General features: G+C 35.4%; 10 protein-coding genes and 1 pseudogene. 9 read left to right on the top strand and 2 right to left on the bottom strand.

Annotated elements, in window-relative coordinates:
- Nucleotides 1-3 precede the first annotated feature (3 nt).
- Both ispG and R3E91_00910 read left to right on the top strand, forming a co-directional pair.
- On the top strand, nt 4-1,824 hold the full coding sequence (gene ispG, locus R3E91_00915; GenBank protein ID MEZ5314764.1) for a (E)-4-hydroxy-3-methylbut-2-enyl-diphosphate synthase: 1,821 nt from the start codon (nt 4-6) through the stop codon (nt 1,822-1,824).
- Between the two features lie 286 nt (nt 1,825-2,110).
- Nucleotides 2,111-2,431, top strand: a complete 321-nt coding sequence (locus R3E91_00910) for a hypothetical protein (GenBank protein MEZ5314763.1) — start codon at nt 2,111-2,113, stop codon at nt 2,429-2,431.
- A gap of 9 nt (nt 2,432-2,440) precedes the next feature.
- Here R3E91_00910 and R3E91_00905 read toward each other — a convergent pair whose 3' ends face one another.
- Nucleotides 2,441-5,068: a translocation/assembly module TamB domain-containing protein gene (locus tag R3E91_00905; GenBank protein MEZ5314762.1), complete on the bottom strand. Its 2,628-nt coding sequence runs from the start codon at nt 5,066-5,068 to the stop codon at nt 2,441-2,443.
- A 4-nt stretch (nt 5,069-5,072) separates the two neighbouring features.
- On the bottom strand, nt 5,073-6,812 hold the full coding sequence (locus tag R3E91_00900) for a BamA/TamA family outer membrane protein (protein ID MEZ5314761.1): 1,740 nt from the start codon (nt 6,810-6,812) through the stop codon (nt 5,073-5,075).
- 171 nt (nt 6,813-6,983) lie between these two features.
- On the opposite strand from R3E91_00900, the gene R3E91_00895 reads away from it, so the two are divergent.
- From R3E91_00895 to R3E91_00865, 7 genes and pseudogenes are all read left to right on the top strand, one after another.
- On the top strand, nt 6,984-7,478 hold the full coding sequence (locus tag R3E91_00895; GenBank protein MEZ5314760.1) for a hypothetical protein: 495 nt from the start codon (nt 6,984-6,986) through the stop codon (nt 7,476-7,478).
- 2 nt (nt 7,479-7,480) lie between these two features.
- Nucleotides 7,481-8,755 carry a glutamate-1-semialdehyde 2,1-aminomutase gene (gene hemL, locus R3E91_00890; GenBank protein MEZ5314759.1) on the top strand — a complete coding sequence of 425 codons (1,275 nt, stop codon included), beginning with the start codon at nt 7,481-7,483 and terminating at the stop codon, nt 8,753-8,755.
- Nucleotides 8,756-8,760: 5 nt separating this feature from the next.
- Complete coding sequence (locus R3E91_00885) at nt 8,761-8,934, top strand: hypothetical protein (protein ID MEZ5314758.1); 174 nt, start codon at nt 8,761-8,763, stop codon at nt 8,932-8,934.
- A 76-nt stretch (nt 8,935-9,010) separates the two neighbouring features.
- Nucleotides 9,011-9,379: a hypothetical protein gene (locus tag R3E91_00880; protein ID MEZ5314757.1), complete on the top strand. Its 369-nt coding sequence runs from the start codon at nt 9,011-9,013 to the stop codon at nt 9,377-9,379.
- A complete protein-coding gene (locus tag R3E91_00875) occupies nt 9,297-10,160 on the top strand; it encodes an NfeD family protein (GenBank protein MEZ5314756.1) in 864 nt (287 codons plus the stop codon). The genes R3E91_00880 and R3E91_00875 overlap by 83 nt, the downstream gene beginning before the upstream one ends.
- A 496-nt stretch (nt 10,161-10,656) precedes the next feature.
- Nucleotides 10,657-11,157 (top strand): annotated as a pseudogene (locus tag R3E91_00870) (flotillin-like FloA family protein).
- A gap of 198 nt (nt 11,158-11,355) precedes the next feature.
- The gene (locus R3E91_00865; GenBank protein MEZ5314755.1) at nt 11,356-12,924 is read left to right on the top strand and encodes a hypothetical protein; all 1,569 of its coding nucleotides are present in this window, start codon (nt 11,356-11,358) and stop codon (nt 12,922-12,924) included.
- Nucleotides 12,925-12,928: the final 4 nt, after the last annotated feature.

Raw genomic sequence — 12,928 nt, 5'->3', positions numbered from 1 at the left:
ATCATGCTCTATCAAAAAAAAAGACGTAGAACACGAGAGGTAATGGTAGGGAATCAAGGGGTTGGAGGGACCAATCGAATTAAGATTCAGTCTATGACAACCACAGATACAGCTGATGTTCAGGCAACGATTGAACAAATTTTCTCTTTAGTTGATGTAGGTTGTGAAATTGTACGTGTCACTGTTCAGGGAAAAAAAGAGGCATTAGCTTGTGAAAGCATCAAAAATGGCTTAATTCAAAAGGGATACACAGTTCCTCTTGTCGCAGATATTCATTTCTATCCTCCTGCTGCGTTGTTAGTTGCAGATTTTGTCGATAAAATACGTATCAATCCTGGCAATTTTGTTGATAAACGCGCCTCTTTTAAAATTATGACATATGATGAATCGACTTATGCTTCTGAGATTAAAAAAATTGAGGAAAAATTTTCTCCACTTGTTGAAAAATGTAAACGTCTTAAAAAAGCGATACGGATTGGTACGAATCATGGTTCATTATCCGATCGCATTATGAACCGGTATGGAGATACTCCCATAGGCATGGTCGAGTCAGCTTTTGAATTCACACGAATTTGTCGCCAATTAGATTTTCATGATATTATTTTTTCGATGAAATCGAGCAATACTCGAGTGATGATTGAGGCATATCGTCTTTTAGTGCAAAAGCTTGATGAACTTGGATGGGATTATCCTATTCATTTAGGAGTCACTGAAGCAGGAGCAGGAGAAGATGGTCGTGTTAAATCAGCCATAGGGATTGGTTCACTGCTTTTAGATGGAATTGGAGATACAATTCGTGTCTCTTTAACGGAAGGTCCTTGTCATGAAATAGATCCTTGTAAGAGAATTATTGCATTTTCTCATGCAAAAATTTCTCTTTATTCTCCAGAGATAAGAGAAAATTCTCTTTTAGTGAAAGATAAGAGCCATGAGTTAACATCTTTTTCTCCTCCTTCTCGATTAGGTCGGGTTAAAATCCCTCCTCCTTTGCATCCTAACGGATCAGTCATTTTGACTGTTTCTGAAGAAGAGGTAGAAGAGAGTCGTTTTTATCAAGAGATTGGTTGCACAGTCCAATTAGGTCATCCTGTAAAAACTCTAAGAAGCGTTGATGGGCTGATCGTCGATTTTGACCATCCTAAACTTAAAAAAGTTGAAGAAGCAGGAATTGCTATCCTCAGAAATCCCTATATAGTGGAGAAGAATTGGGAGAAGATTTTAGTGGATCAACCAGATGTACTGTTTTTTTCTCCAACATCTGATTATCTTTATCATACACGTTGTTTTTTTGATTGGCTTACTCTGCATCATCTCAACATGCCTGTAATTCTAAAATTTCATTACCCCTGCAATCAAGAAGACTTAGTGATTCAAGCTTCAGCTGAATGTGGATCGCTTTTGTGTGATCATCTTGGTGAAGGAATCTGTCTTACTGGATCAGCCTCTTTACATGCTCTCCGTTCTCTTAGTTTTTCAATTTTACAAGGCGCTCGTATGCGTCATTCAAAAGCAGAATTTATCTCATGTCCTAGCTGTGGAAGAACTTTATTCGATCTTGAAGAGGTAGCTTCTCGTATTCGTTGTCATACTCAACATTTAGTGGGTGTAAAAATTGCCATCATGGGTTGTATTGTTAATGGGCCTGGCGAGATGGCAGATGCAGATTTTGGGTATGTGGGATCCCGTCCTGGAAAAATTGATCTTTATGTTGGAAAAGAGTGTGTAAAAAAAAACATTGATATGTCAGAAGCAGATGACCGATTAATTGAATTAATCAAAGAACATGGACGTTGGATTGAGCCAAGCAAAACTCAAACGAATTGATCAAAATATCTTCCAGATTCCTCTTTTAAGAACTTGCTAGTCTATTATTCTGATTTTTGGATTGCATATCTAATCTTCATTTAAAATTTAGTAATCTTCTTTTAAGTATCATATACTTATCACTTGTTCCTCTTTAGATAGAAGGAAAAATTGGTGAAAATCGATGGATCGAATGCATTTTTCTATGAAAATCATAAGAATTTGATTTTAAAAAGTTTAAATAAATAGTTTTAATATAATTAAATATTTATACTAAAGTTTTTAAAAATCTACTATAATGAGTAGTATGAAAATACTATTGGTTAGTTTATTTCTTTCTTTATTGACAATTTCTCCTTTAGAGGCTTATTGGTGTGGGCGTCCTTGTTTGCGTGATCGCTATTACAATCCAGGCTGGGCCGATAGTCATCAAGATTTTTACGGCTATATTAACATTAATGACTATCCTTATACTCTTCCTGTGAACCGTTATTTCAATCCATCACCTTATCCGATTTCAAGATTTTATGATCGTAATCATTGTCTATCGTTTAGAAAAGGAGGGGCGAATTCTCAAAAATGCTCTAGGTGTCATGGAGATCACCGCTCATCAGCTTTTAGTGAATGATCATTTTTCTCAATAAGATTTATACCATTTGAAAATGATCTTGCCACCACTTGGAGTTAAGCTATTCAATGAACCTCCATAATTCGCTTGGAGATAGAAGTCATGATATAGACGCGTTTGAATTAAGACTGAGTCGAAATCCCCAGATAAGCTTTTACTTACACCAACGAACGTGCCTTGAGAAATATATTTCCCAAATTGGAAAGTTAGATCAGCTGAGTTAAGATCACAGTTGGTAATATCAAATACATCGATTCCTAATCCTGCCTTAATATTATTCCAAATTGTAGGACCAGCATACTTTCCTGAGAGCTGCACAAGAATACTAGCAAGGCGGCAAGCTTGAAAAGGAGTTAATTCATTGATTCCTTGATTGAATAAAATTTGTGAAAGAATTTGATTCGTGTCCATTGGAGGATTTGAAGTAAAAACAAGATGGGTCGCATCAAGGTTTCCACTCACATTAATCGAAGCAGTGATCGTAGAAAGATCAAGATCACCTTTAAGATCGACTAGAATATTTTTCGGATCCAAGCCATGAATGAGAATTTTTCCTTCGACTAAATCAAATGTTTTCCCAATGAGAGAAAAACGCCCTTGGAGGAGTTTAATTTCCCCTAAGTATTCTAGAGCATCTTGAAGACCGTGTATATGAATATGTCCTGACCATTCGGAATTTAAGCCACGTCCATTAATATAAAATCGTTTAGGAATTTGAATTTGAAGATCCAGGGAGATTGGAATGATTGGAGGGGATGTTTCGATTTCAGGTTTCGCAGTAGGTAGAAGGTTGATATAGGTAACTTCAAGAGTGGGGATATGCAATGGCATTTTATTAGGAATAGTCAGCTCTCCCTCAACAATATTTGCTGTCCCTTGAATAGACATTTCTTTAACATTTCCGGATAGGCTAAGATCTGCATTAGCAGACATGGTTAAGAGATCAACTGTCAGAAGGTGAAATTTGTCTAATTGAATGATCCATTTAAATGGGAAGTTCTTCTCAGGATTCCATTCAATTTGTCCAGATCCTACTAATTTGCCTTGTTCTGAATCACTAGCAGTCATTGATTGGATTTTTAGCAAATGATTTTCCCCAACAGCTTCCATGCGAATATTTTCAAAAATTGCGCCTGTAGCTAAACTTTCAATACGTCCATTTTCGTAGAGAAGAGTTCCTTTGATTTGTGGTTCATTCCAATGACCATGCAAAGCGAGGTTCATATCAATGTCTCCATGAGCCATCAAAGAACCATTTTCAAGAAATGCAAGAATAGGATCGATAGATCCTTTTCCTTTTAAAGAAATAGAAAAGGGATGGTTAGGATTTATAGTGATATCAAAAGGTATTAAAGAGAAATGAATAGGTAGATCAGCCAAAAGGGTAAAAGGCTCGCTACCTAGCCCTAAAACCTCACCCTGCAGAGTCAATTGTTTTTTTGTGGCTTCTCCATTTAAATTAAGATGAGTAGTAGGAAAGACCTCATAGGCAGGATCAAGCATGATGAAATCTTTAAGATGTAATGAAAAGCTTAGTTGTTCTTCTCTAACTTTTGCATCAAGATGCATTTCTGAAAAGGTAAGATCTTTCCATGTAATATCACGTCCTAAGATTGTAAATAGCTTTTCTTCTGGTTTAATTGATAAGTTTCCACTTACAACTCCTTGGATAGAGTCTTGAAAAGAATTTTTTAAATCGAGAGCAAGTGCACCAGTTAGAGTATTTGTATTTGACGAGTAGGCTAAATCGCTATGAAGAGTATTTCCGAAATATTCAAGGAAAAAGTCCGATAAACTCACTTCACCTCTATTCCAATTCATCACGCCTTTTGTAGAATAAGCCTGTTCTAAAAAAAATCCATCTCCTTCAAAAAAATGGGTATTGAGATTGAAAGACAAAGAACCAGAGATAAGAAGATCATCTTTTTCAATTATAGTATTTGTAAGATTAAGATCAGACTCAGAAAGACATAAGTAAGTTTTTACTTGCCAAGCATACATATTGCCAGAGATTTTCCCCGTCAAAATCTTCTTGTTAGCTTCATAAGCACCAGAAAGATAGATGTTTATTTCTCGATTCTTTTTAAACCGTCCATCGATTTCGATCATCTTTTCCTGTGATTTTCTCTCTATTCTAAATTGAAAAAATCCACCTTGATAATGAGCAGTAAAATATAAAGCAATATTCTTACTTATTTCTCCTCTTCCTTTAAGGGAAATATTTTTAAATTCATTCAAGTTAAGAGAGGGAATTTCAATTGATTGAAAGGTAATTGGAAGCAGTATACATGGTTGGTTTAAAGAGGTGGGAGCTATATTTTTTGAAGTATCTAGATTCATTTGATCAACATAGAGCTTTAGAACTGAAATTTTACCAAAAAGCAAAGAGATAGGAGAAAACAAAAGCTCAATCGTTGTAGAGTTGAGTTTGATCGTTTCATTTTGATATTGGACATCATGCATATGGAGCCAAAAAGGAAATATTCCTTCTATCTTGCCTATCACAAGACTTCCTTCCATTTTTTTTTCAATCCATTTTCGAATTTTCTCTTTTCCAAATGAAGTTTGAAAAAGTAAGAAAGTCAGGATGACTATTAGAAAGAAAAATAAGAACAGCTTTTGAATGATTTTTTTCATAATCTCAAAATTTTTGTCCTAAACTTGCGTAGATTTGAAATGTTTTGTCAATGCCTTTGCGTTTATTTATAGGAAATCCAATATCAACACAAAAAGGGCCAAGAGAAGTTAAATAACGTATTCCAATCCCAGTTGAAGTGAGCACCTTTTTATCAAAACGAGGAAGAGAGGAAGCATAAACATTCCCGATATCATAAAATGGCGCGAGATAAATTTTATCCCAAACTTGAAATCGTGGTTCAATCGATCCAATCATCAAAGAAGAGCCTCCAATAGGTTTATCGCCTTCTAATGGAGAAACTGAGAGATATTTATATCCCCTTAAACTAGTTGCAGAACCAGCATAAAATCGTTTTGGTGCAGGAATTTCATATCGAGATTGTCCTAAAATTGCTCCGATTTGTAAAGAAATTGCCAACAGAATTTTGCCAGATTGTAGAAGAGGTTGATAGGTGTTCACTAAAAGTTCTTGTCTTAAAAAATTAATATGCGAGTTAAAAATCGCTTGATAAGGAGTAAAAAAATAAGCAATTGTTGTGCCACTTGTAGGATTTAACAAATTGTTTGAAGTATCAAAACGCAATTGAATAGGAGAACTTAAGAGGTTATAGTTTGAATTATTGTCTGACTTAGTACTCAGTAACCTTTCATAACGACCTGCATAATCTAAAAAGAAAAGAGGGTTAACTTGTTTATTAAACCGGATTAAAAAACTAATTTCTTTTTCAATAAACCCAGGGGTGTTTTCACGCCTTGCTTCAGCTGAATAAAGGAGGTTGTGATCTTTACCAAAGATATCGGGTATGGCATAAATCAAAGTGGCTCTCTGGATGATTTCCGAATACTCTCCATTTAAGGCAAGAGTATCTCCCCAACCAGTAAAATTATCATGACCCCACTGAGCCATTAATCCAATGGATTCGTCGGTACTATAGCTAATTCCAGCACCAATATGACGATAGTTTTTTTCTTGCAGCTGAATATACATAGGTAGATAACCATTTTCGTCAACAAAATCAGCAGATCGAACTGTTACAAAAGAGAAAAGCCCTGATTCTTTTAAAAAGTTATCTGTACAAGAGACAAGTTTTGGGTTATAGATTTCGCCAGTTTTCCAAGCAATTTTCCGATCAATGTATCTTCGTTTCACTTTATTCAAACCATTTAATTCAAGATTTCCAAAATAGGCAAGCGGTCCAGATTGGACAATATAAGTCACAGAGACTGACTTGTTCTCTTGGTCGACAAGAACTTTTCGATCATGAACTAGGGCAAGAGGATACCCAAAACTATGCATCTGCATTAAAATTTCTTCTTGTGTTTCAATAACAGAATTGGAATGAGCTGGGTCTCCAATTTTCAGTTTGAAGGTAGATGTATCTAAACAAAGAGCCAATTTCTCTTGATCTAAGATAGTAATTGCGTCAAATGTATAGGCTTGACCTAGATTGAAGAAGATATGCACAGTTGTATTAGGAAATTGGCCAGAGTAGTGTATTTCAATCTCTCCATCATAATAACCAAATGCATGTAAGACTTGTAAAAGTGTTTTCTTATCTTTTTCTGCTTGTTTTTTCAAAATAAAAAATGTAGGAGGAGGATGATTATAATCGTTGTTGAGCTGAGAAGCTGCGGAAATTGTCGTAAAAATTTCTTCTGGTAAATCGCCTTCAAATGAAATATGGTACGCAAAAAATGGCGAAGAGAAGGAAAGAAAAAAAAGAAACAAAAAACATTTCATCATGAAACACCATAAATATTGCTAGTTTTCTGTTCTTTAGCTAACCTAAGAATTGTGATGGTTTTCCATTTTAATTGTCTAGTTTCCACTTTTTAAAGGGTTCATGTTCAAATGTTTCTTAAAAATTGCGTGTCATAAAATATTTAAATCTCAAACTCAAGAGATGAAATAATTATGGGCTTTTTGAATTGTGAAAAAGTCGCCTATTCTATTCAAGCTCTTCTTTTATTTCTAAATCTTTCTAAAGAATCAGATCTTCTTGAAAACAAAAAAGTCGAAGAAGCAAGATTGCAATGCTTAGATCTAATAAATCAGTTAGAAATGCAAAAGATCACTGCAAATAAGGGAGCTTTTGAAGTGAATCGTTTAATTGAAATATTGAATCAATCTCTTGCTATTCCCTATCCGATAGTGGAAATAGATTCATTGGACAGTTTTTTAAGAGGAGAAATTGTTGCATTTGAATATTATCTTAATCAAGAACTTAGAGTAAATCATTTAACAATTCAGGATGAAACTTCCCTGTTTCATGATTCACTAACATTATGGGAACAGGTAGGAAAAAAAATTTCAGCTCAAGAGGGAATTCTACAGTTTTCCTTGATTGTTGAACAATTGAATCAGCTTTTACCTGAACAAGAACATTATCCTAATCCAAGAAAAATATAAAATTGATCAAACAACGTTTGAAAAGTGAACAAATCTATCGTGATGCCTGTCGTGTGACACCTTTTGGAGTCAATTCACCTGTTCGTGCTTTTATTGGATTAAATCAAAAACCTATGATTATTGATTCGGGTAATGGTGATAGGATCACTGATGTAGATGGCAATACTTATATCGATTTTTGTTGTTCTTGGGGAGCTTTGATTCATGGACATGCCCATCCATTTGTAACCAAAGGAGTTCAGCAACAGGTGGAGAGGGGAAGCTCTTTTGGAATCAGTACAGCTGTTGAAACTAAACTAGCTCAGATGGTCAATCAATGTGTCCCTTCTGTAGAAAAAGTGCGTTTTGTCTCGTCAGGAACTGAAGCGACAATGAGTGCAGTCAGGCTAGCTCGTGGATTTACTAAAAGAGATTTATTGATTAAATTTTCTGGCCATTATCATGGACATGCTGACCCTTTTCTTGTTGAAGCTGGATCAAGTGCAGCGACTATCTCATCGTCTGTCAGAGGAATTCCTTCAGATGTTGTTAAACATACTCTTTCTCTACCCTACAATAATGTTAAAGTACTTGAAGAAACTTTTTCTAAATATGGTGAACAGATTGCAGCTGTGATCATTGAACCCATTGCAGCAAATATGGGAGTTGTTCCACCAAAGGATGGATATTTAGAATTCTTAAGAGAGAAAACGCACGATGTAGGGGCAGTATTAATTTTTGATGAGGTGATTACAGGATTTCGTGTTGCTTTGGGTGGAGCACAAGAGCTTTATCAAATTAAGCCTGATTTAACTTGTTTTGGGAAAATTATTGGAGGAGGATTTCCTGCAGCAGCTTTTGGAGGCAGAAGTGAGATTATGGATTATCTTGCTCCTGTTGGCCCAGTCTATCAAGCAGGAACTCTTTCGGGGAATCCAGTCGCTATGGAGGCTGGGTTGCGGACACTTGAAATTTGTGCAACTCCTGGATTTTATGATAGAATTGCCAATATGACTTCTTTGCTGACAGATCCAATTTGTGAAGCAATGAAAACAATGAACGGCTGTCTCTATCAGGTAGGTTCTCTTTTTACTCTCTTTTTAGGACAAAAATCTGTACAGGATATCGAAGATGTCAAAAAATGCGATTCTCAAGCTTTTAGTCGTTATTTTGACACTCTTTTTGAACAAGGCATTTACATTTCGCCTTCTCAATTTGAAGCAAATTTTATCTCCTCTGTTCACAATAAGGAAAATTTAGAAAGAGCGCGGGATTGTATTTTGGCTTTTCTTAAATGATATAGATGAGGCAGTTTTTCTTATCCATATTATTCGTGAATCGTTTATTTGCTTCTGAGGCAGTAGTGTATCAGAGTTTAGAGAACGATATCCAATACAAAGAAGAAGGAATAAATTATATTAGCCATATTTATATCGGAGATCATACTCAATCAATTCAGCTACCTATTTTTGTATAAAACAAGCCATCAATGACTATGTGATCGTCTTAAACCTATTTTTATTATTTTAGAACTAGATACCCCGGGTGGTGAGATGTTTCCTGTACAAGAAATTCCTAATCTTTTGAAGGAAACAGATACGCCGACAATCATTGGGCACTCTTTGCAGGTGCTGGCTTATTCGTGTCCGTTATGTATGGGAGCAGCAGCTCCTGTTTTAAAGACAGGAGAGGTAGCATCAGAAAAAATTAATTCTGCTATTCGAACAGATTTGGCAAATTGCGCATTTTTTTTTGATCGAAATTCTTTGATTGCTAAAGCAATAGTGGATGATGATTTGATTTTGGTTATCCGTGGTGGTATGATCATGGAAGTGAGTCATGAGAAGGAAATCGAAACCCATGGAACGAGTGATCACGAAAAAAGGCAAACTTCTTACTTTAATTTCCGAGGAAACGAGTGAATTAGGTGTAGATGATCTTGCTTTCCTACCTAATAGACTTCTCCAAATCATAAGAGAAGGAGAGTGGCCAATGAGTCAAGAACTTCTCTTTACTGATGCATTTTTTAATAAAATTCTTCATGCAATTGTAAAAACATATTCGATAGTTTGGAAAACTCAGTTTTTTATTTTATTGAGTTCACCAATTGTGACTTCAATTTTATTCTTAAGCGTCTTTTTAGGTTTTTATATAGAAATCAGTACTCCAGGTGTTGGTCTTCCCGGATTAGTTGCCTTCACTTGTTTAGCATTGATGATTGTCTCCAGTTTTTCTCTAGAAGTAGCTAATTGGTTGGATGTCATTATTTTTTCAGCTGGGGTGTTGTTAATGATGATTGAATTTTTCTTACTTCCTAGTATCAAAGAAATGACTTTTGTTTTTCAAACCCATACATTAAATGGAGTAGGTAAATATGTGATTGAAAGAATCTTTTGGTTATCAGTTTCATTAGTTATTGGTATGATTATCATTGGTTTGCTAGTAAAATATATTATTCCACGCTTTAATTTCTCTTCTTTGATCTTAAAAGAAGAACAAACAGGCTACATAGCTTGTTCAGATCGACTGCCCGAGGTTGATACTGTCGGTGTGGTTACATCTCCTTTGCGGACTGCTGGAAAAATAGAAATCCAAGGTGTGAGTGATGATGTCCTGAGTAATGGCAAATTCATAGGTAAAGGATGTCGAGTCCGTATCATAGCAATCCAAGGAGGTAGGGTCATTGTTGAGGAAGTGCCTTGAGTTGGATCTTTTTTCTTTTACTCTTGACTGGTTTGATCACGGTTTTTTTAGAATGTTTTCTTCTTGGAGGTATGATTGGAACTGCCGGAGGAGTCTTTTTATTTACTAGCATTATTCTTTTTGCAGTTGATGAGCATTCGTTCTTCTCTTTGTGCTTATTGATAGGTGGGCTCTTTATTTGGATAGGCCTGGTAGTTGTTTTCGCAATTTGGCAAAATAAGTAAGCAAGATAAAGGAAGATTTTTCTTAGAATCCTATGGATTGACTAATTCTCAAAAGTTGATTCCAAAAGAAGATACGATGGAGCTCTTATCTCATAAATCAGGTTATATACTATTAAAAAAGAGCATGAGGTGTTACTGAAGAAACAATCATTGGATGAGTCGGTGAAGGGATTGTGAATTCAATTGAACAAGCTAGCACTCATTTAGATGTTCTTAGCAATCCTTAAACCATCTCTCAACTTGTACTTGATAAAGTGTGAGATTTTCAAACAGCTTTCAAAATTCTCTCAATAGATATTGTTTATATTACTGTTGGTGAAAATATTGGAGCTTGTTTAAAAGCAGATCGAGCTCAATCAGATACAGGCGTTGCACAGGCGGAAGAAAGAAGAGCTATGGCAGTTACTATGGAGCGAGAGAATATAGCAAAAGTTGAGGAAATGCGTGCTCGATTTATCGAAGCAGAAGCACAAATTCCTTTCGGGATTGATGAATGTTCAGGCGGATATGGAAATGCAAAAATCCATTGCGCATTTAAAAGAAGAATCTCAACAAGCTACATCAGAAAATCTATAATGAAATCTTTTGAAATTCTAGGAATTATTTTTATCTCTTTATTACGCAAGCTTTGGATGGATAAGGATCAATCTAAGATGACTAGAGAAATTTTGAGTCAGAATATTAGGTTAAAAACGGAGGGTGCAAAACATGACTTCAATGATACAACTTCTAAATCAACAAGATACGAAGAAGAAAATGATCATTTTTTCTGAAGTCCTGGATTGAAAATTCTAAATAACCTTTGTCCTAAAACTGTTGATAATAGGCAATCTAAGAATGAGTCAGTCATAAATTTAAAAAAATCAGAGTAAGAATTAAAAAAGATTTTTTTATTATTTATTTTCAAATCATGCTTCTTATAAAAGATGAAAGAAAGGCACTAGATCGTTAATGGCAATTGTTAGTTTTTCATGAAACTGCATGATTTTTATGAAAAAAAGATAAGAAAAGGGTGGATTCTCTGGAAAGAGAATGCTTTTTCTTTAGTACATACCAAACCTCTTAAAAAACCAAAAAATCGCGAAACTTTAGCCCATGTTTACATGGCTTGTGTGGAAGCATGCAAGGCAGAATCCTGGGAAGAAGCAAATCGATTGATTCGTTTCATTTGGATTCAAGAAAACCCACCCACTAAATCTGCATCATTACCAAGAATTATTGATCAAGATGGATTTTTACGCATGTATGCTCTTGGTCAACCTCTTTGTACAGAGCTTTTTTTTCGTATTTGGGAGCGTATAAATGATTCAATTGATATTAAAAAGATTGATTTACATCCAATTTGTATTGAATGGAATGAAGAAAGTGCGCTTTATTTTGATGAAAATGCTACACCTCCTGGTCTCTTACCCAAACTCTTTATTACTCATCGTCTGAAAAAAGATAAGGAGCAGCTCTCAAATATCTACCAGGACTTGGCTAGGCTAGCTTACATTCAAGATGATTTTAGACGTCAATGGCTCACATTAGCCATCCTTAGTCATGGAGCAGCTTATCGCGAAATCGAAGGTAAGATCCTGAAAATTCCTTCATTTAAAAAATCAGATCAACTAGTCGCTTATCGTTGTCATAAACATCTAATTGCTGAAGGAGTACGTACAATAAGTATGGTGCCCATGAAAGAGAAAGCCATACCAATCTACTTATGTCAAGGAACAGAGCTTTGGCCTTCACAACCCTCTATGATTGGATCCATTATGGCAAATTTTGCGACTCATGGTTCTGCAACAGCGGCATATGCACATTCATGGAGAAGGATTCACAAGCATTTGCGTGACTTATATAATGGCGAGTTGCCATTTGTAGTTGGACATAGCATGGGTGGTTCACTAGCTATACAGATTGGGCTTTATTCACATGATCTTATCCATCAAGCCCATGCTTTTAATCCTCCCAATCCGAATCGAAGAGATTATGAATTTTATCGAAGTATGGATGAAATACGTAAAAGAAAAATTCTCATTTCTGCCAATTTAGATGATTTTGCATTCTGGCGAGTAGGAGAAAAGGTGATTGGAAATGTGACGGTATTTTTAGGGAAAAAAAGATGGCGCTATTATCCAGTCTACTTTATAGATTGCATATTACTCATTCCTGCGATTGTGAAATTCATGTTTAATATATGGCATGCTTTTCCAGCTCATCAGCATATTCTTCCTCTATCTGAAAATTGGCTCTCTTTTCATCTCACTGAAAAGGAAATAGAACAAGAAAACAAAGAGCGTGCACAACGGTTTGATTATCTCCATTTTTTTCCTAAGTTGTATGATCCTATGAAATCCCTTTTCTGTTTTCTACGTAAATTTTTTAAATGGCGAATGGAAGCTCAATATCTACGTAATGAAATTGAAATCATTACTCTTCACGAGCGGGACCTTATTGATATGATAAATGATGAAAATCATAAGGAGATTATGCGCGAGTTACGAACGCTCCAGATTCAAAAAGAACACCTACGTCAAAAGTTATTTCGAAATTAAAGAC

This window comes from Chlamydiales bacterium (assembly GCA_041395025.1).
In the GTDB taxonomy this organism is placed as follows: domain Bacteria; phylum Chlamydiota; class Chlamydiia; order Chlamydiales; family JAAKFR01; genus JAJACP01.
This window is presented reverse-complemented; position numbering and strand designations above follow the sequence as displayed.